Origin of the sequence: Streptomyces sp. NPDC048514, assembly GCF_043199955.1 — a bacterium.
GTDB lineage: Bacteria > Actinomycetota > Actinomycetes > Streptomycetales > Streptomycetaceae > Streptomyces.
The window spans coordinates 287,049-312,656 of sequence record NZ_JBICWT010000012.1 but is presented as its reverse complement, the minus strand read 5'-3'; the positions used below and the strand labels follow the sequence as shown (position 1 = coordinate 312,656).

At 71.9% G+C, this 25,608-nt stretch carries 15 protein-coding genes and 1 pseudogene; 5 read left to right on the top strand and 11 right to left on the bottom strand.

The window, feature by feature from the left end:
• Nucleotides 1-212: 212 nt before the first annotated feature.
• From ACGFT2_RS27170 to ACGFT2_RS27140, 7 genes and pseudogenes are all read right to left on the bottom strand, one after another.
• Nucleotides 213-1,172: a hypothetical protein gene (locus tag ACGFT2_RS27170; protein WP_393282835.1), complete on the bottom strand. Its 960-nt coding sequence runs from the start codon at nucleotides 1,170-1,172 to the stop codon at nucleotides 213-215.
• Nucleotides 1,173-1,491: 319 nt separating this feature from the next.
• Nucleotides 1,492-2,415, bottom strand: a complete 924-nt coding sequence (locus ACGFT2_RS27165) for an LLM class F420-dependent oxidoreductase (RefSeq protein WP_393282832.1) — start codon at nucleotides 2,413-2,415, stop codon at nucleotides 1,492-1,494.
• A gap of 211 nt (nucleotides 2,416-2,626) precedes the next feature.
• Complete coding sequence (locus ACGFT2_RS27160; RefSeq protein WP_393282829.1) at nucleotides 2,627-3,115, bottom strand: DUF6099 family protein; 489 nt, start codon at nucleotides 3,113-3,115, stop codon at nucleotides 2,627-2,629.
• A 284-nt stretch (nucleotides 3,116-3,399) separates the two neighbouring features.
• Nucleotides 3,400-3,633, bottom strand: coding sequence for a MazG-like family protein (locus ACGFT2_RS27155; RefSeq protein ID WP_393282877.1), 234 nt, complete (start codon nucleotides 3,631-3,633; stop codon nucleotides 3,400-3,402).
• Between the two features lie 107 nt (nucleotides 3,634-3,740).
• Nucleotides 3,741-4,938: pseudogene (locus ACGFT2_RS27150) on the bottom strand (ATP-binding protein).
• Nucleotides 4,939-5,087: 149 nt separating this feature from the next.
• A complete protein-coding gene (locus ACGFT2_RS27145; protein ID WP_393282826.1) occupies nucleotides 5,088-5,477 on the bottom strand; it encodes a cell division protein SepF in 390 nt (129 codons plus the stop codon).
• Between the two features lie 292 nt (nucleotides 5,478-5,769).
• Nucleotides 5,770-6,285: a YceI family protein gene (locus ACGFT2_RS27140; RefSeq protein WP_393282823.1), complete on the bottom strand. Its 516-nt coding sequence runs from the start codon at nucleotides 6,283-6,285 to the stop codon at nucleotides 5,770-5,772.
• 111 nt (nucleotides 6,286-6,396) lie between these two features.
• Between ACGFT2_RS27140 and ACGFT2_RS27135 the strand changes: the two genes are divergently transcribed.
• Genes ACGFT2_RS27135 through meaB form a run of 4 tightly spaced genes read left to right on the top strand, consistent with a single transcriptional unit; the run spans nucleotide 6,397 to nucleotide 12,008 of the window.
• Nucleotides 6,397-6,996 (top strand): MarR family winged helix-turn-helix transcriptional regulator, encoded by a 600-nt coding sequence (locus tag ACGFT2_RS27135; protein WP_393282820.1) that lies wholly within the window; start codon nucleotides 6,397-6,399, stop codon nucleotides 6,994-6,996.
• A 9-nt stretch (nucleotides 6,997-7,005) separates the two neighbouring features.
• Nucleotides 7,006-8,823, top strand: a complete 1,818-nt coding sequence (locus tag ACGFT2_RS27130; RefSeq protein WP_393282817.1) for a methylmalonyl-CoA mutase family protein — start codon at nucleotides 7,006-7,008, stop codon at nucleotides 8,821-8,823.
• Nucleotides 8,823-10,997, top strand: coding sequence for a methylmalonyl-CoA mutase (scpA, locus tag ACGFT2_RS27125; protein ID WP_393282814.1), 2,175 nt, complete (start codon nucleotides 8,823-8,825; stop codon nucleotides 10,995-10,997). Before ACGFT2_RS27130 ends, scpA begins: the two co-directional genes overlap by 1 nt.
• A gap of 6 nt (nucleotides 10,998-11,003) precedes the next feature.
• Nucleotides 11,004-12,008 (top strand): methylmalonyl Co-A mutase-associated GTPase MeaB, encoded by a 1,005-nt coding sequence (gene meaB, locus ACGFT2_RS27120; RefSeq protein ID WP_393282810.1) that lies wholly within the window; start codon nucleotides 11,004-11,006, stop codon nucleotides 12,006-12,008.
• Between the two features lie 105 nt (nucleotides 12,009-12,113).
• On the opposite strand, the gene ACGFT2_RS27115 is transcribed toward meaB, so the two are convergent.
• From ACGFT2_RS27115 to ACGFT2_RS27105, 3 genes are all read right to left on the bottom strand, one after another.
• Entirely contained in the window at nucleotides 12,114-13,286 is a 1,173-nt protein-coding gene (locus ACGFT2_RS27115; RefSeq protein WP_393282807.1) for a hypothetical protein, read from the bottom strand.
• Nucleotides 13,287-13,289: 3 nt separating this feature from the next.
• Entirely contained in the window at nucleotides 13,290-19,946 is a 6,657-nt protein-coding gene (locus ACGFT2_RS27110; protein WP_393282804.1) for an RHS repeat-associated core domain-containing protein, read from the bottom strand.
• A 342-nt stretch (nucleotides 19,947-20,288) separates the two neighbouring features.
• The gene (locus ACGFT2_RS27105) at nucleotides 20,289-24,116 is read right to left on the bottom strand and encodes a LamG domain-containing protein (RefSeq protein ID WP_393282801.1); all 3,828 of its coding nucleotides are present in this window, start codon (nucleotides 24,114-24,116) and stop codon (nucleotides 20,289-20,291) included.
• A 319-nt stretch (nucleotides 24,117-24,435) separates the two neighbouring features.
• Here ACGFT2_RS27105 and ACGFT2_RS27100 point away from each other — a divergent pair, with 319 nt between their 5' ends.
• On the top strand, nucleotides 24,436-24,660 hold the full coding sequence (locus ACGFT2_RS27100) for a hypothetical protein (protein ID WP_393282798.1): 225 nt from the start codon (nucleotides 24,436-24,438) through the stop codon (nucleotides 24,658-24,660).
• A gap of 158 nt (nucleotides 24,661-24,818) precedes the next feature.
• Here the strand turns inward: ACGFT2_RS27100 and ACGFT2_RS27095 are convergent, their stop codons facing one another.
• On the bottom strand, nucleotides 24,819-25,244 hold the full coding sequence (locus ACGFT2_RS27095; protein ID WP_393282795.1) for a (2Fe-2S) ferredoxin domain-containing protein: 426 nt from the start codon (nucleotides 25,242-25,244) through the stop codon (nucleotides 24,819-24,821).
• Between the last annotated feature and the right edge of the window lie 364 nt (nucleotides 25,245-25,608).

Below are 25,608 nucleotides of genomic sequence, written 5' to 3'. Positions count from 1 at the left end.
CCACCCCCCACCCCCCCCCCCCACCCCCCCACCCCACCCCCCCCCCCCCCCCCCCCCCCCCCCCCCCCCCCCCCCCCCCCCCCCCCCCCCCCCCCCCGCGGTCGTTCGAACCGCGGTCGTTCGAACCGCGGTCGTTCGAACCGCGGTCGCTCGGACCAGGGTCGCTCGGACCACGGTCGCTCGGACCGCGGCTCCGCCGCCGGCTCCGTGGCTCACGACGCCTCGGTCGGCCGCGCGTCACGGGATGCCTTGTCGATGATCGTCCGCGACGTCTCGACCGCCTGCTTCACCGCCGCGCGCAACTCGCCCAGCTCCTTCTTGTGCTTGCCGATGGCCGCCTTCTGGAAGCGGGTCTCGACCGCGTGGACGTCCGTGATGTAGTCGGTGTCCAGCTTGCACTGCGCGTCGGCGGCCGCCGTCTTCTTCTCCTTGCCCGACGGCGACCCGGCCGTCCCGTACCAGGCGCTGTCGTAGAGCGCCTTGTCCGGCTCGGAGTAGTGGAAGCCCTTCTCCCTCATGCAGTCCGACCACGCCCGGTCGGCCTTCTTCCAGGCCGGGTCCTTGCGCGCCTGCCGGGCGGCCTTGGACCACAGCTCGGCGGCGGTCGTGTAGGAGCCGGAGACCCGCACGCCGTTGACCTTCCTCGCCTTCGGCGGAGGGCCGTAGATCTTCCGTCCCGCCTCGCCGAGACACCCGCCCTCGGGGATGGGGTGCCCGTGGGCCCGGCGGCTGTCGCCGGTCTCGTACCGGCCGGTGAGGGCGACGTACTGGTCTACGGGCCACTCCATCGGCTGGGAGGAATCGTCCTGTTCCCGGTTGTGGTAGCCGTGATCGGCCGCCCGGTCGGGGTCGTCGACGCCGTAGGGGCTGTCGTCGCCGGGCATGCTGCTGCTCGCCGGGTAGCCCCGCCGGACCGGGTAGGTCGCTTCCACGGTCCTGGTGTCGAGGGTGGCGAAGCCGGGGAAGCCGAGCCCGACCATGCACTTCTTGCCCAGGACCCACTCAGCCTTGCCGATGACTTTCGCATCGTCCGAATCGGGGTCGGGGTAATACGCGTGCAGCGGGAAGGCCTGCATGGAGTTGAGGCGATGGGCATCGCCGGCGGGATCGTCATCGCCGGCGAACTGGCATGCCGACAGGGCCAACAGGCCGGTGAGAGCGAGAGGGAGCACTTTACGCACCCGAACATCCGATCAGTCCTCGATCACAAGCGCTGTGATGGAGCCCACAGTTCCGCCACATGGAGTGCACAGGAGTGTCACGTGCACTGGGCCGAGCACGTCCGCACAGGGCCGCGGTTCCTGCGCGCCGGCCGCGCCGAGGAAGACCCCGCCGTCCCCGCGCAGCGCGCCGGCCGGCGGGGATGCCGGAGCCCGGCCGGCGGGGCAGCGGTCCGCGGGGTTCGGTCCGGTCCCAGCCCGGCCGGCCGGGACCGGGCTGGGACCGAGGTCACCCGGGCCGGGACGGAGGCGAGTGGTCCGGCCGTGCGCGTCAGGCCAGTTGCGACTGGACCTGGCTGGAGATGAGTTCCAGGTGGTCGAGGTCTTCGAGGTCCAGCATCTGCAGGTAGACGCGCCGGGAACCGATCTCCGCGTACCGGCCGATCTTGTCGACGACCTCGGCCGGGGACCCGGCCAGACCGTTGGCCTTCAGCTCGTCCACCTCACGGCCGATCACGGCGGCGCGCCGGGCGACCTCCCGGTCGTCCCGTCCGACACAGACCACGAGCGCGTTGGAGTACGTCAGGTCGTCCGCTTCGCGGCCGGCCTCCTGAGCGGCGGCGCGCACCCGGCCGAACTGCCGCTCGCTGTCCTCGATCGAGGCGAAGGGGATGTTGAACTCGTCGGCGTACCGGGCCGCGAGCCGCGGGGTGCGGACCGCCCCGTGGCCGCCGATGAGCACCGGGACCTTCCGCTGGGCGGGCTTGGGCAGCGCGGGCGACTCGGTGAGGTCGTAGTACGTGCCGTGGAAGTCGAAGGTCTTGCCGACCTCGGTCGCCCACAGCCCGGTGACGATCGCGAGCTGCTCCTCCAGCCGCGCGAACTTCTCCTTGGGGAACGGGATGCCGTACGCCTTGTGCTCCTCCTCGAACCAGCCCGCGCCGAGACCCAGTTCCACCCGGCCTCCGGACATCCGGTCGACCTGTGCGACCTGGATGGCCAGCACGCCGGGCAGCCGGAAGGTGCCGGCCGTCATCAGGGTGCCGAGCCGGATGCGCCTGGTCTCCCGGGCCAGCCCGGCCAGCGTGATCCAGGCGTCGGTGGGGCCGGGCAGGCCATCGGCGCCGCCCATGCGGAGGTAGTGGTCGGAGCGGAAGAAGGCGTCGAAACCGAGGTCCTCGGTGGCCTTCGCCACGGTGAGCAAGGTGTCGTAGGTGGCCCCCTGCTGGGGCTCGGTGAAGATTCGAAGGTCCATACACCCATCCTGCACGCCGGGTGCCCCGCCGAGCTCCCCCGCACCGTCCGGCACGGCCGTCCACGGTCGGGTGAATGTCGTCCACCCGGTGCGCCGGCGGGTGACCGGCCCGGTGGTGACCGTCGGGCCGTCGGTGCCGGACCGTGCGGCGCCCGCCGGACGGTGACGCGCCGCCTGGCTCTCGCCGCCGAACCCGCGGCATGACTCGGCCTCAGACCCCGGACGGGCTGCTCTCGTTGCCGCTCTCCGGCAGCATCTCCTCCCGTGCCGCCAGCTTGCGCAGCATCTCGCGAACCCGGTCGCGGGACTCGTCGGCCGCGTCGATGGCCTCCATGCACTGCCAGTACGTCGTCTCGTCGGCCGCGCCGCTGGCCATGCCGACGAGGGCGATGCCGACCTCACCGAGCAGACCGCCGAGGCAGAGCAGGGTCTCCCTGGCGTCGTCCAGCTCGGTGAGCTGGGCTGCGCGCAGGTCTCCCGGATCGAGTTCGGGTGGGTCCAGGACGCCGCAGCCCCGGCCCGCCAGCTCGGTCAGCCCGAGCGCCTCGCCGCGCAGCTCGGGCGGTCCGGAGACCGCGAGGCGACTGCCGATCGCCTGCGCCAGGGCCTGTGCCTGCCACACCTCCGCCATCATCTCGGCCGCGTCGGCGCCGCCCGCCAGGGCACGCCTGCTGGTGAGGATGAGCCGTATCGCGTCCATACGCTGCCCCCGTCCGTCCGCGTGCTCGCCGGCACGTGTGTGGGTGAACTCCCCTGTTCACTACCCAGAGTGAAGGCCTGTGAGGCGAAAAGCCAGAGGTAGACGGAAATCTGTGGACAACAATTCGGATTCGACAGGCGATTTGACTGCGGAGAGTAATAACGGAGTTTTGGAGTCCGCACGTTGTGGACCCACCCGGGGCGAGGCCCGCCCGGCCGGGCGCGTCGGACCGGGCACGTCGGGCCGGGCATGCCTGCCGGGCCGGGCGTGCCGGGCGAAGTCCGTCAGCCGTGCTCCCGCGGTCCCGGGCGCGGGAAGCGCACTTCGTTGCGGTCGATCTTGGCGTCCAGGGCGGCCAGCGGGTCGACGCCCAGGACCTCGCAGAACTGCAGGAGGTAGGCGAGCACGTCGGCGACCTCGTCCGTGACCCGGTGCGCGCGCTCCGGGTCCTCCATCACCCGGGACGACTCCTCCGGTGTCAGCCACTGGAAGATCTCGACCAGTTCCGCGGCCTCCACCGAGAGGGCGGCGACGAGGTTCTTGGGCGTGTGGTAGGGCTGCCAGTTCCGCGCTGCCGCGAACTCGGCCAGTCTGCGCTGGAGTCGGGCCAGGTCGAGAGGTTCGGTCACGGCTCCAGGTGTACCACCGTGACGCCCTCGGCTCCGGCAGCCCAGGAGGCGTCGCTCACCGCGGCCACACAGCGGATGTGCCCGCGCTCCCCCCATCCGGGCCGCCGTCCCGAGCAGGGTCCGGCGCTGGGCGGGGTCGAGGGCCCGGTCGAAGCCGTCGGTGAGCACGGTGAGGCTGCGCAGGGCGTCGGGCACCTCACCGGGGGCGTCCATGTCCAGGACGCCGGGTCCGGTCAGCAGGACCAGGGTCAGCGCCAGGTAGCGCAGCTCGCCGTCGCCCAGCCGGGCGAGTTCGGTACGGAAGCCGTCGCCCCGGTCGAGCATCGCCCGGACCGTGCCGTCGGACCACGGCTCGGCGACCACGTCGCTCACCGGTCCGGCGCAGCCACCTCGGAGCGCCTCGACCAGCAGGCCGTGCCGGCGGGCGCACTCCGCGCGGGTGCGCCACAGGACGTCGGCGAGGTTGTCGCAGCCGGGCAGCAGCCGGCCGGAGCCCGTGGGGACGGGCGTGCGCATGCAGTCCGGGCGGGGGTCGCAGGGGAAGACGGAGCGCAGGGCGACGACCATCTGTTCGGCCGCGGCCAGCACCTGGCGCTGGCCGTCCGTCTTGCCGGCCACGCGCAGGGGCAGCAGGGCGGTGCCGAGGCGGTCGTCGGGCAGCGGGGCACGGGTCACCGGGGCGGAGCCGGCCGTGTGCCAGGCGGCCTGCACGGCGCGGCGCCCCGGGTCGCGCAGGGCGGTCTCCAGCAGGACGACACCGCCCGCGGTCAGCCGCTCGCCCACGATCCGCAGGGCCGGCTCGGCCTGTACGGCGACGTCGAGCCGCACCGGCCCCCCGGCGCCGTCGGCCGTGCAGCCGATCCGGAAGCCCCGCCGGCCCTCGGCGTCCGGGCGGGCCCGCTGCGGCACACAGGCGACCGGGTCGGGGAACGCCTCCGCGAGGGGGGCTCCGCCGCCGAGCCGCGCGAGCGCCTCGAACGCCGCGAGCGCGGTCGTCTTACCCGCACCGCTGCGCCCCGCGAACAGGGTCACGGGACCCAGCGGGAACCCGGCCCGCCGGTGCCCGGCGAAGGCGGACAGCCGTAACTCGGTGACCCGGGCGCGCACATCGAGGCATCCGCCGGACTGCGCGGGCACGGTCACAGCGGACGCATCGGCGGCCGGAGACCCGGCGGACACGGAAGGCACGGCCATACGCGGACCGTAGGACCGCGCGGCGGCGGCGAACCGTTCAGTCACCCGGTCCTTCCCACGATCGGAGGACGACCCGGGGAGACGCCGGTATGACGAACGCCGCCGTACGGGACATCGGCGCCCGGGGCGGCGCGGTGTCCCGGGGTGTCTCAGCCCTCCGAGAGGCCCGCCCCCTCCATCAGCCCGCTGACCTCCGTACCGGGTGGAGTGAGCAGGAAGACGTTGCGGTCGACGCGGTGCATCCCACTGCCCAGGCCGAAGACGACGCCGGTGCTGAAGTCCAGGACGCGCTTGGCGACATCGCCGTCGGCGGCGGACAGGTCGAGCAGCACCGGCGCTCCGGCCATCACCGTCTCGGCGACGTCCCGGGCGTCCGCGAAGACGCTGATCCGCAGGACCACGAACCGGCGTCTGGTCTCGGTCTCGGCGTCGGGCAGCGAACGGTGACCCACCGCGGACGGCCAGGCGTCCCGGCCCCGCAGCGGCACGACCTGGGCGAGCCCTTCCCACTGTTCATCGGTGACGTCGTAACGGCTCACCGGCTTCCCCCGACCTGACTCGCACTAAATGCCTGCACCAGCCAATTCTTACGCCAAGTCACCCGTTCGGCCCAACAACGACACGGTGCGCGACCGTTCCGGTGAGCCCTTACCGGGATGATTTCGGGGGGTTATGCGTGGTTGATCCTGGTTGTTACAGCTCTCCTTCCGGACCCTTCACCGAGCCGCCAGGTGACACGGGGCGGCGGTCACGGCCGGCGCCGTCGCCGTCCCGAGGGCCGTCGCTCCGCACCGGGACGACGGGCCGGGGCGATCGGCCGGCACCGGTCGCTCAGGCGGCCGCGCGCGTGAAGCGCAGCCTGGTGATCAGCGTGGACGGCTTGGCGAGCATGCCCAGCTGGTTCCAGGTGATGCCGAAGTCGGTGCGGTCGACGGTGAACTCCGCCTCCAGTACCAGCGAGTCGGCGCCCACCTCGGCCAGGCGGCCGGTGAGAGAGAGGGGCCTGGTGACACCGCGCACCGTGAGCCGGCCGTCGACGCGGACGGCGCCGCCGTCCAGACGCTTGGCGCTGCCGACCGTGAAGACGATCTCCGGGTGGTTGTCGGCGTCGAAGAAGTCGGCCTGGCGCAGGTGGGCGTCACGCTTGGGGTTCTTTGTGTCCAGGGAGGTCGCGTCCAGGGTCACGGTGCCGGTGGCCGAGCCGTCGGGCCGCACCTCGCCCTGGCCGCGGACGGAGGTGAAGACGCCCTTCACCGAGACCATGCCCCAGGCGGCCTTGTGCCGCAGCTGCACGCTGGACGCGGCCGGATCGAGCTGCCAGAGACCTGTTTCCACGGCGACGGTCATCGTCGTACTCCCGAATCAGTGGTCCAAATTTGGATGATCACCACGCTAGCGATCGCGGCGATGCCACACAAGCCGTTCGTCCAAAATTGGACAGCGGGTTAGACTTCCCGCATGTCCGTTTCCGACCCGCACCCCGGCGACCGGCCCGGAAGTCCCGCCGGGAGTCCCGGACTCCTGCCGGACGAACTCCGCGCCTGGACGCTATTGCTGGCGGCTACAGGAACGGTGGAACAGAGGTTGAGGTCGGTGGTGAAGGAGTGCCTCGACGTCTCCCACGACGAGTTCCTGATCCTGTGCCTGCTGGCCGAACAGCCCCGCGGGGGACTGCGCATGACCCGGGTCGCCGACCTTCTCGGCCGCCCCAAGACACGGCTCACCTACCAGATCGCCTGTCTGCAGCGGGCCGGCCTGATCACCCGCAGGACCGTGTGCGGCGACAGGCGCGGCGTCGAGGTCGCCCTCACCGACCAGGCGCGCGAGCTGCTGCGGGAGACCTCCGCGCTGCTCGCCGGCACCATCCGCCAGGCCCTCGCCGGCGCCATGGGCGCCGACCAGCTCGCGGCCGTGCGCGCGCTCGTACCGGACCTCGCCGAGCAGCCTCGCCGAACCCCCGGGGACACGCCGTCGCACGCCGGGGAGGCCCAGGTCACAACCGCAAGAGGAGAAAGCTCACAACGCTCGCCGTGCACTCAGCGGAGTGCCCTGCCCTAGCATCCGAGCATGACGGTCCTGCCTGACGACGGGCTCTCACTGGCCGCCGAGTTCCCTGACGCGACACACGAGCAGTGGCAACGCCTGGTGGAGGGTGTGCTGCGCAAGTCGGGCAGGGAAGTCTCGGGCGCGGCAGCTGAGGACGCTCTGTCCACGACACTCGAGGACGGGCTGCGCACCCGCCCCCTGTACACGGCGCGCGACGCCGCGCCCGACCCCGGCCTGCCGGGCTTCGCCCCGTTCGTGCGGGGCGGCCGCCCCGAGGGCAACATCGCGGGCGGCTGGGACGTACGGCAGCGGCACACGACGCTCCCGGGCGGTACGGCGGACGCCGTGCTGGCCGACCTGGAGAACGGCGTCACCTCGCTGTGGCTGGTGCTGGGCGGGGGCGGCATCCCGGTCCCCGATCTGGACCGGGCCCTGGACGGCGTCTACCTCGACCTGGCCCCCGTCGTGGTGGACGGGCGCGGGGAGAGCGAGGCCGCGGCCGAGGCACTGCTCGGGCTGTACGAGTCCCGGGGCGTCGACCCGAAGGCGGTGCGCGGCAATCTGGGCGCCGACCCGCTCCGGTACGAGGCCCGCACCGGCACCCCGCAGGACTTCGCGCCCTTCGCCGCGCTGGCCGCGCGCTGCGCCGAGACCTACCCCGGGCTGCGCACACTGACCGTGGACGCGCTGCCGTACCACGAGGCGGGCGGCTCGGCCGCGCAGGAACTGGGCGCCTCCCTGGCCACCGGTGTGGCCTATCTGCGAGAGCTGACCGAGGCCGGGCTGACCGTCGAACAGGCCGCCGGCCAGCTGGAGTTCCGGTACGCGGCCACCGCGGACCAGTTCCTGACCATCGCCAAGCTGCGCGCGGCGCGCCGGCTGTGGGCGCGGGTCGCCGAGGTGTGCGGGGCGCCCGGCGCAGGCGCCCAGGTGCAGCACGCGGTGACCTCGCCCGTGATGATGGCCCGCCGCGACCCGTGGGTGAACATGCTCCGCACGACGGTCGCGACGCTGGCGGCCGGGGTCGGCGGCGCCGACTCCGTCACCGTACTGCCGTTCGACCACCCGCTCGGCCTGCCGGACGCGTTCGCCCGGCGTATCGCGCGCAACACCTCCACGATCCTGATCGAGGAGTCCCATCTGGCCCGGGTGATCGACCCGGCGGGCGGCTCCTGGTACGTCGAGCGGCTCACCGACGAACTCGCCCACGCCGCCTGGGCCTTCTTCCGTTCCGTCGAACGCGACGGCGGCCAGGCCGCCGTCCTGCGCTCCGGCCGGCTGCGCACGGACCTGGCGACGACGTGGGCGGAGCGGGCCAAGAAGCTCGCCAAGCGGCGTGAACCGATCACCGGGGTCAGCGAGTTCCCGTCGCTTTCCGAGAAACCGGTGGAGCGCGAGGCCACGCCGCGGCAGCCGTCCGGCGGACTGCCCCGGGTGCACCGTGACGAGGCGTACGAGGAGCTGCGCGCCCGCTCCGACGCACACCTCGCGGCGACCGGCTCCCGGCCCCGCGTCTACCTCGCCACGCTCGGCTCGGCCAACGAGTACACCGCGCGCTCGACCTTCGCGGCCAACCTGTTCCAGGCGGGCGGCATCGAACCGGTCACCGGGTGCGGTTTCGCGGAAAGCGGCGCCACCGAGGCCGTGCTGTGCTCCAGCGACGCCCGCTATGCCGAGGAGGCCGGGCAGACCGCCGAGTCGCTGCGCGCGGCCGGGGCCCGGCACGTGTTCCTCGCGGGCCGCCCGGCCGAGTACCCGGGCATCGACTCGTACGTGTTCGCGGGCTGCGACGCCGTCGCCGTGCTGTCCGCCACCCTCGACCGCATGGGAGTGTCCTGATGGGAATCCCCGACTTCTCCGGCATCGAGTTGGGGACCCCGGTCACCGACGGCAGCGACGGGGAGTGGCGTACGGCCGTCAAGAGGGCCACGGGGGGCGAGGAGCCGCTGTGGGAGACCCCGGAGGGCATCGGCGTCAAGCCGCTGTACACCGGCCGTGACCTGGAGGGCCTGGACTTTCTGGGCACCTTCCCGGGCATCGCGCCGTATCTGCGCGGACCGTACCCGACGATGTACGTCAACCAGCCCTGGACGATCCGCCAGTACGCGGGCTTCTCCACCGCCGAGGAGTCCAACGCCTTCTACCGGCGCAATCTGGCGGCCGGTCAGAAGGGTCTGTCGGTCGCCTTCGACCTGCCCACGCACCGGGGTTACGACAGCGACCATCCGCGGGTGACCGGCGACGTCGGCATGGCGGGCGTGGCCATCGACTCGATCTACGACATGCGGCAGCTGTTCGACGGCATCCCGCTGGACAAGATGACCGTGTCGATGACGATGAACGGCGCCGTGCTGCCGGTGCTGGCGCTGTACATCGTGGCCGCGGAGGAACAGGGCGTACCGCCCGAGAAGCTGGCCGGAACCATTCAGAACGACATTCTGAAGGAGTTCATGGTCCGCAACACCTACATCTATCCGCCGAAGCCGTCGATGCGGATCATCTCCGACATCTTCGCGTACACCTCGCAGCGGATGCCCCGCTACAACTCCATCTCCATCTCCGGCTACCACATCCAGGAGGCCGGCGCGACGGCCGATCTGGAGCTGGCGTACACCCTCGCGGACGGCGTGGAGTACATCCGGGCGGGGCGGGAGGCCGGCCTGGACGTGGACGCGTTCGCGCCGCGGCTGTCGTTCTTCTGGGCGATCGGCATGAACTTCTTCATGGAGATCGCAAAGCTCCGGGCGGCCCGGCTGCTGTGGGCCAAACTGGTCTCCCAGTTCGAGCCGAAGAACACCAAGTCCCTCTCCCTGCGCACCCATTCGCAGACCTCGGGCTGGTCGCTGACCGCGCAGGACGTGTTCAACAACGTCACGCGCACCTGCGTGGAGGCGATGGCGGCGACCCAGGGCCACACCCAGTCGCTGCACACCAACGCCCTCGACGAGGCCCTGGCGCTGCCGACCGACTTCTCGGCGCGCATCGCCCGCAACACCCAACTGCTCATCCAGCAGGAGTCGGGCACCACCCGGGTCATCGACCCGTGGGGCGGCAGCGCCTACGTGGAGCGGCTGACGTACGACCTGGCGCGCAAGGCCTGGGCGCACATCCAGGAGGTCGAGCAGGCGGGCGGCATGGCACAGGCCATCGACGCCGGCATCCCGAAGCTCCGCGTGGAGGAGGCGGCGGCCCGCACCCAGGCCCGCATCGACTCCGGGCGGCAGCCGGTGATCGGCGTCAACAAGTACCGCGTGGACAGCGACGAGCAGATCGAGGTCCTCAAGGTCGACAACTCCTCGGTGCGCACCCAGCAGATCGAGAAGCTGCGGCGGTTGCGGGCGGAGCGGGACGAGGCCGCGTGCCGGGACGCGCTGGACGCGCTGACCCGGGCGGCCGACGGCGACGGCAACCTGCTGGAGCTGGCCGTGCACGCGGCCCGCGCCAAGGCGACCGTCGGCGAGATCTCCGACGCCCTGGAGAAGGTGTACGGACGGCACTCGAGCCAGATCCGTACGATCTCCGGCGTGTACCGCAACGAAGCAGGGGAGTCGCCTTCCGTGGACCGCACCCGTGCCCTGGTGGACGCCTTCGAGGAGGCGGAGGGGCGCCGGCCGCGCATCCTGGTCGCGAAGATGGGCCAGGACGGCCACGACCGCGGCCAGAAGGTGATCGCGACGGCCTTCGCCGACCTCGGCTTCGACGTGGACGTCGGCCCGCTGTTCCAGACGCCCCAGGAGGTCGCCCGGCAGGCGGTCGAGGCGGACGTGCACGTGGTCGGCGTGTCCTCGCTGGCCGCCGGCCACCTCACGCTCGTCCCGGCGCTGCGCGAGCAGCTCGCCGAGGAGGGCCGCGAGGACATCATGGTCGTGGTCGGCGGGGTGATCCCGCCGCAGGACGTGCCGACCCTGCTGGAGATGGGCGCCACGGCCGTGTTCCCGCCCGGGACGGTGATCCCGGACGCGGCGTACGACCTGGTGCGGCGGCTGTCGGCCGACCTCGGCCACGACCTGTAGAGCCCGATGGCTGCGATCGATCTCGACACGTATGTGAAGGGTGTGCTGGACGGCAAGCGGGCCCTGGTGGCCCGCGCCGTCACGCTCGTCGAATCGACCCGGGCCCAGCACCGGGCGCTGGCCCAGCGGTTGCTCACCGAGCTGCTGCCGCACAGCGGCCGGGCGCGGCGGATCGGCGTCAGCGGCGTGCCGGGGGTGGGCAAGTCGACGTTCATCGACGCCTTCGGCACCATGCTGACGTCGCTCGGTCACCGGGTGGCGGTGCTCGCCGTGGACCCCTCCTCGACCCGCACGGGCGGCTCCATCCTGGGCGACAAGACGAGGATGGAGCGGCTGGCGGTCGACCCCGCCGCCTTCGTGCGTCCCTCCCCCAGCGCGGGCACGCTGGGCGGGGTCGCCAAGGCCACCCGGGAGTCGATGGTGGTCATGGAGGCGGCCGGTTACGACGTGATCCTCGTGGAGACCGTCGGAGTCGGCCAGTCGGAGACCGCGGTCGCCGACATGGTCGACTCGTTCCTGCTGCTCACCCTGGCCCGCACCGGCGACCAGCTGCAGGGCATCAAGAAGGGCGTCCTGGAGCTGGCCGACGTGATCGCCGTCAACAAGGCGGACGGTCCGCACGAGCGTGACGCGCGTGCCGCCGCCCGGGAACTGGCGGGCGCGCTGCGGCTGATGCACGGCAAGGACGCCTTCTGGACGCCGCCCGTACTGCACTGCAGCGCCCGGGAGGCGGCCGGCCTGGACACCGTGTGGGAGCGGCTGGAGCAGCACCGTGTGCTGCTCGACTCCACCGGGCGGCTCGCCGCCAAGCGGCGGGACCAGCAGGTCGACTGGACCTGGTCGATGGTCCGCGACGAACTGCTCGGCCGGCTGCACGCCGACCCTGCGGTACGCGAGGCCGCGCCGGACCTCGAACGGCAGGTGCGCGAAGGCCGGTTGACGGCGACGCTGGCCGCGGAACACATCCTGGCGGCGTTCGAGGGGCGTACGACCCCTCCGGCCGGCGCCTGAGCCCGCGGACGACGCGCCGGCCCGGAACACCCGAACCCCGTCGCCCCGCCGGCTGCTCGGCGGGGCGACGGGGTTCGGGGTTTCTCGGCCGTGGTGCGAACGCCCCTAGGACGTGGGCTCGACCAGGCAGCGGAGGCGAGGTCCGTCCGGGGCGGCCCGGTACAGCACCTGCGGATCCGTGCCGTCGGGGGTGGTGGCGACCACCGCCTCCACCGGGGTGGGCGGACCGCCCTCGCCCGCCCGTGCCAGGGTGACCACCAGCCGGTCCGCGAGGTAGGCCGCCGACGTGACCCGCAGGTGGTGCCGGGGTATCGGACCGCCGCCCGTGGCGCCCTGCGCGGCGAGCCCGTGCAGGGACTTGCGCAGGGTGCCGGAGCGGCGCCACGGCGCACCGTGTGCGGGGTGGTACGACCACAGATCGCCGCCGTCGGTGACCGCCCTGATGCCCTCGGAGCCGGAGACCCGGGCCGTGACCACGCTCTGCCGCGGGCTGTTCGCCAACGCCCACGAGCGGTTGCGGAAGTCGACGGCGTAGAGCGTCTCGTCCAGGTCACCGCTCATCGTGGTGCCGAGGACCAGGCCGCTGCCGGGATCGGCACCGGTCTCGTGCCACGCCGAGGACCAGAAGGCTTCCCCGGGGTCGTCGGCCGGAGGGAAGATCCGGTCGCGCAGCGGGAGCCGGGGCCGGCCCCAGGCGGTGAAGTCGGGAAGCGGTGCCGCGAGGGGAGTCCCGGTGGCTTCCGTCCGCACCCGCAGCAGGACGGTAGCGCCGTCTCCCGGCGCTCCGGCCGGGGCGCCCCACCGCACGCCGTGGACCACGAAGTCACCCGCGGAGGCGCCGAAGGCGCCGCCGACCCGGAAATCGTCGGGCAGCGGGACGTTCTCCCACTCCGCCGCGCCCCGGCGGAGCAGGAACAGGCGCCGTCGATCGGTCGTCTGCCCGGCTCCGGCGACCGGCCGGGTCACGGCGACGGCCGCGCCGTCGGACAGGACCTGGCACTCGGCGGCCTCGGCCACCTGCCCCGGCAGCCCCGGAGCGGACCGGAAGGCTCCGTCGCCGTCCGCGTCACCGACGGACAGTGGAGTCGTGCTCGCCCGGTGGTTCGTCGCGACCGTGTAGCCGCCTGCGTGCCGCCATGCCCGGACGTGAAGACTGCCCGCCGGCGGCGGGGGGCCCGCCGGCACCGTCCGGTGCCGGCGAGCCCGCCCTGTCCCGATCTCGGCGAGGCTCAGGCCGCCTTCCTCCTGGAGGACGGCGAACACCTCGGAGTCAGTCATGGTTTAGAACAGTCCTCCCACCCAGTCGCCGAGTTTCCGGCCGGCCGCGCTGCCCGCGACGCCGCCGACGATACCGCCGACGACTCCGCCGACCGCCGTGCCCGGCCCCGGGAAGAAGGACCCGGCGGCAGCGCCCCAGGTGGCGCCGACTTCGGCTCCGGCGATGGCTCCGCCGATGCCGCCGCCCTCGCGCACCGCGGTGTGCACCTTCTCCCCCTTGGGTGCGTCGTATACCTCCTTGGCCGCGAAGCCGACATCGACGGCGACCACTCCCCGGCCGCCCCACTTCATTCCCTTGGCGAACATGTTGGCCTTGGGGTTGGTCTTGCCGATGCCCTGGATGATGGACTCGTTCGTCTTGCCCTTGGCGATGAAGCCGTCGTACGTGGGCATGTCGGTGGTCCTCCCCAGGAGCGGTCCGAGGCGGGGAAGGATCATCTCCTCGAGCGGGGTCCGGTAGAGGCTGCGGTTGAAGTTGCGGGCGTTCACGCCCCATCGGGCAGCCATCTCGGGGTCGTACTGGGACATCCGCAGCGCCTCCTGGTACGCCGCCGCGTCGGCCGCCTGATACTGCATGCGCCGCGCGTAGGCGTCGTCGAGGAGGTAGTAGCCGTAGCCGCTGGTGCCGTAGCCCCAGTCGGAGCCGCTGGGGGCCCAGCCGCCGCCACCGCCACCGGAGCCACCGCCCCAGCCGCCGCCGCCACCGCCACCGGAGCCACCGCCCCAGCCGCCACCGCCGCCACCGCCGCCGCCACCGCCGCCACCGCCACCGCCACCGCCGCCGCCGTTACCCGGGTACTCCGGGCACTGCGGGTTGGTCAGGCTGGGGCAGGGTGCTCCGCCGGTCGTCGGGGGCTTGTGTCCGCACAGCTCCGGGACGACGTCGCAGTGGGTGCGCCCGCTGGGGTCGCTGAGCGTGGCCGGGTTGTTGTCGGCGTAGGTGTAGCCGTTGAGGGCCTGGGTGTCGGTCTCCTCCATGACCGGGTCCACGCTGAGGAAGCGGCCGATCGCCGGGTCGTACTCACGGGCTCCGAGGTGGGTCAGCCCGGTCGTCGCGTCGACGGTCTTGCCGAGGAAACGCTTGTCCGTCGGCCAGGCGCCGCCGGTCGCGCCGCCCCGGTCACCGCCGAACGGCGACACATAGCGCTTGACGACCGCCTGGGTCGAGGCGTCGACCGCGAGAGTGCCGGTGCCGTGCTGGTCACCGGCGACGAAGACCACCTTGTCCGCACCGGACTCGTTGCTGCGCACCGCGATCAGCGTGGAGCCGGTGGTGTAGGAGCGGACGCCCCAGGTCTTCTTGGTGCTGCCGGCCACCTTGTGGTGCACCTCGCTGGCACCCAGGTAGAGGACGCTCTCCCCGTCGCCGGTGGCCCGCCGCAGCAGCAGCGTCCCGTCGGCGTCGTAGACGTCGTGGCTCTCCTTGGCGCCGTCCTTGGCGTTGGCGAGCCGGCCCTCGGTGTCCCACAGGAGCGACTCGGCGGTCCCGGTCGGTCCGGGGCGCGTGGTGGTGTTGCCGGCCGGGTCGTACACGTAGGAGGGCTTGGCACCCGTGCAGTCGCCGGTGGTGGTCGCCGTCAGGGTGTGCGGCTGTTCCGGCTTGTTGTAGCAGTAGTTGGTGGTGGTGCCGGTACCCGAGGTCGACGTGGTGGTCTCGCTCGTGCGCAGGCCCGCCGTGTTGTAGGTGTAGTGGCTGCGGTACGGGGCCGCGCCGCCGAGCGTGGTGCCGGGGGCGGGGGCGGTGGTGCCGCAGTCGCTGTTCGCCGGGGTCCAGGCGTCGGTCAGCCGGCGCTGGCCGTCGAGGGTGAAGCACTGGGTGTCGGACTTGCCGGCCCCGTCGAGGTCGGCCGAGTCGGCGATCCTGGTGACGTTGCCCGAGTCGTCGTAGGCGTAGGAGACGTCCATCGGCTTGTAGGGCGCCGTGGAGGGCGTGGTGACGAAGGAACGGGTCAGCCGGTCGGTGCCGGGCTCGTAGACGTTGTTGACGTACGTCTTCTTGGCCGTGCTCGCCCCCGACAGCCCCAGGGTGTACTGCTGGACCTGGCCGGTCGCCGAGTAGGAGGCCGCCTGCAGGTAGCCGCTGATGCCGGAGACCGAGGTGACCAGGCCGGTCTGGGTGTAGTCGTAGGTGATGTCCTCCTGGGCGAGTCCGCCGGCGGCGGGCTCCGTGCTGTGCTGGAGCGTGCCGTCGATGTTGTAGGCGCTCTTGAAGGTGTAGCTGCCGCCCAGGGCTCCGCCGCTGACCAGCGGGTCCTTGGCGTCCAGGGTCAGCTGGGTCTCGGTCGCCCGGTACAGCGCGTCATAGGCGAGGAACGACTTGGTGTACGCCGTGCCGCCGACACCGCCCTCGTAGCGGACGGTGGAGTCCAGCTGTCCCTTGGCGAGCTTGTCGTAGTTCCAGGCGGCGAGCTTGGTGGCGTCCGTCCTGGCCGTCGACGACCACAGGCCGGTCTTGCGGCCGATGTCGTCGTAGCCGTAGGCCATCACGTTGTTCGCGGAGTCCTTGGTCCAGTCGACCTGGTCCGCGGAGTTGTAGTGGGTGCTCGTGGTGCCCTTGTCCGGATCGGTGGCGGAGTACTGCCGGCCGAAGAGGTCGTACTTGTAGCTCCACGCCGTGCCGTCCGGCCCGGTGAGGGACAGCTTGTCCCCGTCCAGGGTGTAGCCGGTCCTGGTCCGGCTGTAGGAGCCGACCGGTGCGCTGGCCCCGTAGTCGGTGTCGGCGGGGGACGGCCCGGCGTACTGGCGGTGCTCCACCGTGCGGCCGAGGGCGTCGGTGATGTCACGGGTGGCCTGGCCGCCGGCGGTCGTGCTGGCGGCCGTGGAGTCACCGGTGTACGTGGTGGTGGTGGTCCACTTCTGCTGGCCGAACACCAGGAAGGCGCTGGAGACGGATCGTCCGGCACCGTCGAAGGTGATGTTGGTCTGCTTGGGCGCTCCGCCGTACTCGACGCGGCTGTAGGCCGCGCCGGGCGCGTTCTGGCTGTCGTAGATGTCGGCGTACGTCTCGTGGGCCAGGCCGCGCGAGTCGTAGCGGGTGTCGGTGAGGATCCGGCCGCCGAGCGGCGACGGCTTCTGCGTCTGGAGCGGGCGCAGCAGCGAGTCGTAGATGTCGTACGAGGTGCTCACCGAGTCGGACGACTTGACCAGTGAGGTGCCGACGGCCGGCGCCTTGCCCCGCTCGAACACGTAGGAGAAGGACAGGCTCGGGGTCTGGCCGCCGTCCTTGCTGCGGCTGGGCAGCCAGACGCCGGTGAGGCGGCCGAGGCCGTCGTAGGTCTCCTCGGTCTTCTTCTGGTTGGCGTCGTAGACGCGCACCGGAAGGTTGCGCACGCCGTCCAGGTAGGTGATCACCTTCTGCTGGAGCGGGTTGGTGACCGTGGTCTTGGCGGGCTGGCCCTGGCCCGTCGGGCTGTAGTCGGTGTGGGTGGTCTTCCCCTGCTTGTCGGTGGTGTCGGTGGGCCGGCCGATGGCGTCGAAGACCGTCTTGCCGGTTCGCTGCCAGCCGGTGGGGTTGCGCTCGCCGCCGGTGGCGGTCGCCGGGTAGCCGGTGGCGCGGCCCGTCCAGGACGCCTCGCCCTCGGTCGGGGTCTGGTTCGCCGTCCAGCCGGTGGCGTCCGGGTTGTCGTAGACGGTGGCGCTGTCGGAGAGCACGTCGCCGGCGGTGTCGCTGTTGGTGGGCAGCGACAGCTTGGTCTCGTCGGTGCCGCAGCTCCGGCCGACCGTGCGGGTGCGGGACACCAGGGAGTGGATGCCCTTGTCCTTGTTGGCTGCGTACCAGGTGCGGGTGCAGGTCTCGTCGCCGGTCTTGGCGGCGTCGCCGCCGTTCTCGGCCTCGACGGCCTGACCGTACTCGTCGAACTTGCCGGTGGAGGTGGTGGTGGTGCGCCAGGTGTGCGGCACCGTGAGATAGGTGCTGCTGGCGGTCTTGCCGGTCCGCACGTAGTACGACTCGACGTCGGCGTACGACTTGTGCTGGGTGGCGGTGCGCGTGGACCAGGGGTCGTTGACCGTCACCGAGACCGGGGTGGCGCCGTCGTAGGTGACCTGTTCCCGGGTGAAGCCGGCGTACTGCTCGCTGTCCTCGCGGTCGGCGACGTCCAGGCCGGACACGTCCAGACCGGGCACGGAGACGTCGCGCCGGGTGTCGGTGCCCTTCTGCTTGTCGCCGTCCAGGCCCTGGAGATAGACGCTGACGGTCTTGGACCGGGTGCCGGTGGAGGCGCCGGTGTAGGCGGTCACCTTCTGGTAGCCGCGGAAGATGGACCAGGTGCGCTGGTCCTCGGGCACGAAGGGGCTGTTGTTGTAGGCCCAGCCCGGCTTTTCGTAGGTGTAGGACCGTTCCACCAGCTCGCCCCGGCCGGCCGGGTCGGCGCTGTTGACGGCGGTCACCCGGTACTTGTGGAACCAGTCGATCTTCGCGTCGGTGGAGCCGTTGATGTGCCAGTACTGCGGGTAGCAGTTGAGGCTGTTGTCGTCCTCGCCGGCGGGCATGTGCGAACCGCGCACGCACTCCGGGTCGTTGTAGGAGACGGTGGTGATCGCGCCGACCTCGTCGGTCACGGTCGCCATGCGCGGGCGGGACAGCCGCAGGATGTCGTCGCTGGTGGAGTCCACCCGGTTCGGCCGCATGTCATACGTGAAGGAGACCGGGTCGAGCTTGACGTCGCCGCCGCCGTGACCGGTGCGCTGCACGCTCATCAGGGAGAGGGTCTGGTCGGTGGAGTCGTCGATGTCGTTGCCGTCGAGGTACTTCTCGGTGAGGTCCCAGGAGTCGACGGGCACGTACTTGGCCGACGCGGTGGACCACACCCAGGTGTCGACGTCGGTCAGCCGCTTACGGGTGAAGAACGTGGGGCTCTCGGCCCGGCAGTCGTCCTTCTTGTCGCCCTTGGCGCAGATCGTGTCGAACGGTACGTCGGGCCAGTTCTTGGCGGTGTCCTTCTTGAGCTCGGAGCAGTCCGAGACGGTGCAGCGCTCGGCGTAGTCGAAGGTGACCTTCTGCGGGGCGTCGACGCTGAACAGGGTGTCGGAGCGCTGGCCGTAGAGGATCTTGTCCAGGTGGCCGCCGCGGACGTACTGGGTCTCGGCGGTGTCCGACTTGTTCTTCCGGTAGTAGTTGGACTCGGTGGTGTACCAGTACGACATGGCGTTGCCGTGGGTGTCCTCGACGTAGTCGAGGTTCCAGCGCCAGGCCTGGTCCAGCGCGCGGTCGGCGAAGGAGTCGCCGCGCTCGTAGCCGGGCTCTCCGGAGTCGTCGCCGTAGACGGGCGCCGTCCACACGGAGTTGGTGCGCTCGGTGCCGGCACCGGCCAGCTTGTTGCGGCCGAAGACGTACTTGACGCCGTCACCGGTGATGACGGTCCAGTACTCGCCGGCACCGTCCACGTCCTTGGTGCCCTCGTCACCGTTCTCGGCGCCGGTGGAGTGGATGACGGTGGAGCCGTCGTCGGACTTCAGCCGCCAGGTGCCCTTGGTGTCGTCCTTGACGAGTTCGGTGGACTTGCCGTTGAGGACCAGCGAGGCGTTGTCGTACTTCCAGCACTGGTCGAGCTGTTCGTCGTGGCCGTCCTCGTCGCAGCTGCCGTACTGGCGCTCCACGTACGAGGAGGCGGTCAGGTCGAAGCCCTCACCGACCTCGGAGGTCTGGTTGTTGGTGCTCGCGGTGCGGCCGTCGATGCTGCCGGAGTCGTAGCCCAGGCTCAGGCTGGGCGACGGGCCCGCGGCCGGCTTGGGGGCGTCGAAGGGGTACGACCAGGTGAACGCGCCCGACGAGCCGCCGGCTTCCCAGGACGACGAGGAGGCCAGCGGGGTCGCCTTGTAGGTGCCCGCGCCGGACTTCGAGTCGCCCGAGCCGTCGGACTCGACGGCGAGCACCGCGCCCGCGGAGGCGGCGGCCGCGGCGACGGACCGCTTCCCGGCGGGGGCCTTGGTGGCCGTGTCGCCGGAAGCCTTGGTGGCCGTGTCACCGGAAGCCTTGGTGGTCGTGTCGCCGGAAGCCTTGGTGGCCGTGAAGTCCACGGTGGCCGAGACCGTCCGGGTGGAGATGTCGTTGTCGGACTTCAGCGGGGTGCGGGTGCGGCACCGCGCCTTCTGCGGCGTGGTCACGGCGCAGGCGGGAAGCTGGACGATGTGCAGCCGGCCCGACCAGCCGCCGCCGACGGCGGAGGCGAAGGAGGAGTAGTCGACGCCGACCCGGGCCTGCCCCGGCTGGGCCGGGCGAGCGGTCAGCAGCACGCCGTCCACGCCGAGCGCGTCGGTGGTCCTGCGGTCGACGACGGTGACGGTGGCCCGGCCGCCGGCCGGGGAGGCCGTCGCCGGCGGTGCGGCGCTCCTGCCCTTGGAGGCCGCGGCCTTCCCGGCCGCCGGGCGCAGGGTGACCCGGACGCCGCTGCCGCCGACGGAGCGGGGCGCGGCGCCGACCGGCACGGTGGCCTGCCCGGCGGCCGGCCAGTGTGCGGCCTTCCGCTCCTTCGCCGCACGCTCGGCCTGCGTGGCGTTGCGTGCCTGCCCGGAGGAGACCTGCTTGCGGATCTTCGCGGCCCCGGCGGAGACGGCCACGACCTTGCTGGCGTGCTGCTTGGGCACGCCGGGAACGGGAACGCCTCCGGCGCGGTCGGCGGCGACCGCTGACGTGGCCGCCAGGCTCAAGGTGAAGGACACGGCGAGGAACGTGGCCGCGGCCACCGAGCGGACCCCCCGGCCCGGCCCCCCCGTCCCTCGCGGATTTCGATAACGGGAAGTCAAGTCCCTTACTCCCATGGTGAATGAAGAGCGGCCGCTGGCCGTCGTCCCGTGTTGCCAGGGGCGACGGTCGGCGGTGTGCTGGAAACGGGCCGGTTCGCGTCGGCACCCGACGTCCGCACCGGAACGCGACGGCGCGTATCTGTACGCGGCGGGCGTACGGGTACGCGTGGTGCGCGCATCGGTACACGTCGGTGTGCGACGCGGCCGGCGGCAGGGGGGCACCCGTCTGCGCGGGCGCCCCCCGCTGAACCCCCCGGATCAGTCGCCGATGACGTCACCGATCTGCTCGGAATCGGTCATGGCACCGGTCCAGACGCAGACCTCGGAGATCCGGCCCGGCAGGAAGTGCCCCCAGGTGGCGGTGTGCGCGCCCTTGCCGACGGCGAAGTCCCCCGAGCCCGCGATCGCGGTGTACGCCCTGTCGGCGTCGTTCTGGGTACGGCCCACGTAGAGGCGGAGCACCGGGCCCGCGTCGTCGAGCGAGTCGAAGACGCCGGTCAGCCGCACCGGGGTGCCCAGGTCGGCCTCGCTGTCGGAGCTGACCCAGTCGGTGATGCCGTCCTTGCCGACCCGGCCGAAGCGCCAGAAGCCCACCGGCACCTCGACCTCCTCGTCGTCGTCGTTGAGCCGCTTCTCCTTGCCGGTCAGCTCGAACCACAGGCCCCAGGAGGAGCCGTCGGCGGTGCGCTGTCCGGTGACCTGGCCGATGGAGCCGATGGGCTGGGCGAGGACCTTCTCCCGGTCCAGCGCTGCCTTCACCGTGACGGTGAAGGATCCCGTGTCGTCGACGACCGGTCCCGCGGTGGTGGCGGCGTCGTCGACGCCGTCGAGCGTGATGTCGCCGTCGTTCAGGGCGGCACCGCCCTCCAGGGCGAGCGTCCTGCCGTAGCCCGAGGTGGTGTCCGGCACGGAGGTGCCCGAGCCGTTCGCCGCCTTCCACTCGGCGACCAGTTCGACGTCCGCCTTGCCGTTGCCGTTCAGCGCCTTGGCCTCGTCCGCGATCTCCTTCGGGGTGAGCACGCGCTGCCAGGCTGCGACCTCGTCGATGACGCCGGAGAAGTTGCGCTGGTAGGTGCCGGCCCACAGGTAGCGGCCGATCTGGAGCGGCCCGCCCGCCGACCAGTTGGCGGCCACCGCGGTGCGGGTGCCCTGCAGCTTGCCGTTGAGGTAGAGGCTCGCCGTCTGGGCGGCCGGGTCGTAGGTGCCGGCCACGTGCGCCCACGTGTGCGCGGGCGTGGCCTGCGCGGCGCTGACCCCGAAGTAGGCGGTACCGGTGTCCTCGTCCTTCTCCTTGACACCGAAGGTGAACCTGCCGGTGGCCTTGGTGTACCAGAGGGCGAACGGGCTGTAGTTCTTGCCGCTCTGGGAGAGCACCAGGACGTCGCTGGTCGGCTTGTCCACCCAGACCCACGCCGAGACGGTGTAGGCGGAGCGGGTCTCCAGGACCGGGCCGGAGGTGGCCGCGTAGCCGGTGCTGCCGTTGAGGGAGAGGCCCGTGTCGGTTCTGGGCTGGTCGATCGGCTTGCCCGCGGAGTCGGTCCACACCTCGCCGCGGCGGCCACGGCCGTCCCGGGTGGCCCCCGAGGCGAGGGTGGCGTTGTCCTGGTTGGCGGTGACGGTGGTGGAGGAGTCGATCGCGGCGCCGCTGTCCTCGTCGAAGTGCCAGCGGCCGACCGGGCCGTCTCCCTCCTTCACCAGGAAGGCGACCACCTGTGAGGCACCGGGCCGGTTGAGCGAGTCGGTGGCGCGGACCTCCAGCATGTAGGTGCCGGGGGTCTGCGGGACGATGTCCTGCTTGACGGTCGCACCCTTGATCGGCGGCGACCAGGTGTTGGAGGTCGACTCCTTGTACTGGTACGACGCGTTGGTGTCACCGGTGGCGGGGCCGAAGGTGAAGGTGCCCTTGACGCCCGGACCGCCGGCCGGCACACAGGTGGCGGCGCACGCCGAGTAGGGGGCGCCGATGGTCACCGTCGGCGCCTTGGGCGCGGACGGGTCCACCTTGAAGTAGCAGTACCCGGCGGAACCGGAGCTGAGGTGGCTGGCGTAGTTGTTCCAGTACGAGTACGTCCAGGCGGCGACCCGGTAGAGCGTGCCCTCGGTGAGGGTGCTGGTGACGGACGGACTGGTCTTGGCGCCGGAGGCGATATGGCCGCTGGTCGGTGAGAGCTGTACGCCGCCCACCTTGCTCCAGGTGCCGCTGCTGGACTTCTCCACCTGGAAGGCCGCCCGTAGCAGGGCGCTGCTCGAGCCGCCGGACAGGGTCCGGACGGTCGCCGTCACCTGTGGGGTGGTGTCGCTGACGACGGACGGCTTGGCCGAGTCCTTGGAGCAGACGGATCCGCTGCCGGCGACCAGGCCGAACGGCGAGGGGTAGTTGGGCTTGCCGACGTAGTCCACGACCAGGGAGGCGTCGTTCTTGAAGCGCTTCCAGGCGCTGGTGTCGCCCTCGTCGTGGGCGCGGATCTCCAGGGTCAGCCGGGAGAACTTGCCGGCGGCGAAGTCGCGCACGGTGGGAGTCAGGTTCTCGTTGGACTCGTCGGGGCTGTCGTTGAACTCGATCGGGGCGTCCGGGGAGTCGGGATCGCAGAGCGAACCCCGGCCGGCCGACACGTTGCGGTCGACCATCCAGTCGAGTTCCTTCGGACGCGAGGACCAGGACGTGGACGACGAGATGTTGTCGGTGCGGACCAGGTCCACGGTGCGCGCCGAGCACTGGAAGGCCCAGGGTTCGGTGATGGTGAAGGTGGCGTCCAGGACGTTCTTGCCGGCCAGCTGGCTCGGGGAGAACTCGAAGTACAGGCGCTGCACATAGCCCGGACCGCAGTAGTAGCCGCTCCAGGAGCCGCACTCGCCGGCGCCCTTGCCCACGTTGTCGGTGCCGTTGTCCCAGGCGTAGTCCTTGTAGCCGTCGGAGCGCAGCAGCGTGCGCTCGTCCTCGCCCCAGGTGACCGCCGGGTCGATGTAGAGCGGGTAGGCGGACTTGTCCGTCTGGGCCAGCATCTTGGCGTCGGGTACGACGGTGACGCTGTCCTTGTCGACCTCGACGCCGGCCTGCGCGGAGTGATCACCGGCGGCCGGCCCGTCGGTCCGGTCCGGGGTCGCGGGTCCGCCGTCGGCCGCCCCACCGGACGCCTCGGCGCTCCCGGCGACCGCGCCGGCCTTGGCGGCTGCGCCGGCCTTGGGTGCCTTGGCCGTGGGGGCGGAGGCGGCCTTGGGTGCCTTGGCCGTGGGGGCGGAGGCGGCCTTGGGTGCCTTGGCCGTGGGGGCGGAGGCGGCCTTGGACACCTCGGCCTTGGGGGCGGTGGCGACCTTGGGTGCCTTGGCCGTGGGGGCGGAGGCGGCCTTGGACACCTCGGCCCCGCCGCCGCCCTGGAGCGTGTCCCCGTGCGAGTCCCACATCAGGGCCGGCGGAGAGACGAACACCTCCTTGGCGTTGGCGTCGGTGGCGGTCATGCCGCCCGCCTTCGTCCCGGTGACCTGGAGACCCTTGGCCCGCATCTCGAAGTCGATCCGATCGAGTTCGGGGCTGGCCGCCGCCTCCGGCGTCTTCACCACCAGCAGTTCGCGGAAACCGGACACGGTCGCCGTCATCCGCAGGTCGGTCCCGGGAAGCACCTCGGAGTAGACCGCGCTGTCACCGTCGAGTTTCGGCTCGGGCAGCCGGCCGGGCCAGCCCAGCGACATGGAGCGGCCGTCACGTTCGATGGTGACCAGGTCCGATCCGTCACCGCCCGCCGAGAACGACAAGCCCACCGCGGCGGCCTTCGGAGCCACCGACCCGTCGGCCCGGAACGCCAGCGTGGCGTCCGGCCGGGTCCAGGTCCCGTCGGCGGACCGCACCCGCACCGGCACCGCCGACTGCTCCAGCCGGAAGGTCTCCCCGTCGGGATTGGCGTAGGTGGTGGCGAACTCGGTCCGCGCACCGGTCACTTCCACCCGGTTGCCGGTCTCCGACGCCTCGGCGAGCGCCCGTTGACGTTCCGACTGCTTGCCCGGAGCCGCCTGATGCTCCTGCGGCGGTGCCGCGATCGCGCCTGTGGCCGGAAGCGCCGACATCAGCGCAGCCGACATCGTGAAGACCATCGCAGGTCTCCACCATCCCCGCTTCACTAGAACCCCCCCTGAGTAAATGCAAGATCAAGTGCGTCGACAAACTCTTCACATAGGTGATGAACATGTCAACGAATCCAGGTCACAAGATTCAGCCAGAGCGGCGTGAACCACGCCACATTCCGATCAAGGAGTGACGATCACCTGACGGTGGGTCACCGCGTTTCCCGGCAGTTCGGGAACTTACGGAACGGCTCGGACAAGGGTCCTCGCCGGTGCACTCCCCCACGGGCCCGCGGCTGACGGCGACCGCGGATCCCCCCGGGCCCGCGGCGTTACCTACACTCGCCGGATGAACAACTACACGTGCACCCACTGCGGCACCGTCGGTCTGGTGGAGGGTTTCGTCGAGGACGCCGGCGAACACTCCCGCGGGTACGCGCGCTGGATCGAGGGCGCCCTGGAACGAGGCATTCTGGGCGGTGCCAAGCGGATGGGCCGGCCCCGACGGCAGATCGAGGCGTACCGCTGCCCCAAGTGCGGGCACCTCGAACTCTTCGCCACCGGCGAGGCCTAGCCGAACATCCCGCACAGCCCACCCCAGACAGCGAACGGCACACGGCCCACCGCACACAGCGCACGGCACGCGGCGCACGGCACGCGGCGGTTCAGCCCGGCGGGAGGCCGGCCGGCTCACGGGCCGGTGCGGTGCCGGTCCCTGGCGGGCCGGCCGGCTCAGGAGCGGGTACGGCGCCGGCCCCGGGCGGCCGGGCCCAGCCGCGGCGGTGTGAAGGTGTACAGCTCCAGGATGTCCGGCAGGGGCGCGATGCCCGGGCCGCCCGCGCGCACCCAGTCCACGATGTCCTCGGTGGCCTCCGGGTCGTTGACGAGACCCAGCCAGACCGGCCGGGCACCCACGGCCCGGCCGGCGGCGGAGGGCTGTACGACGACGACGTTGGCCTGCTCGCACACGTCGAGACAGGCGGAGATGCGCACGGGCACCCGCGCGCGCAGCCGGGCGGTCTGCGCCGCGTGATCCACGCCGGTCACCTTGGGAGTGCCGCAACAGCAGTCCCGGCACACCACGACACGGCACGGCACCGGGCCGGACGCCGGCGCCGCCGCGTCGTCGCGCGTGTCCCCGACCGGACCCTCGGCCATGCGACCCACCCCTCTCCCGGGGAGACCCCCTGTCGCCGATCATCATTTCATCGACGCCGAACGGGTCGCCGGGAGGGGCCCAGGACGTCCGGCAAGGCCCCGGCCGGGACCCTGGCACGGGTCCCCGGCCGGGATCTCGCACACGTTCCCGGCCGGGGGACTCGCGCGGGTTCCCGGCGGAGGTGTACGGACGCAGGCGCTCACCGCGTCGTACACCTCGAAGCCGTACCGAGTGCACGTCGAGGATCCCTCGAGAGGCCGTCGCTTGTGTTTGCGGCCGCTGGGGCGTTCACGAATGATGCCCGGAGGGGCGAGGCCTTCTGGTACGGGGTGGACCACGGGCGGCCGGCACACCGCGGGCCGC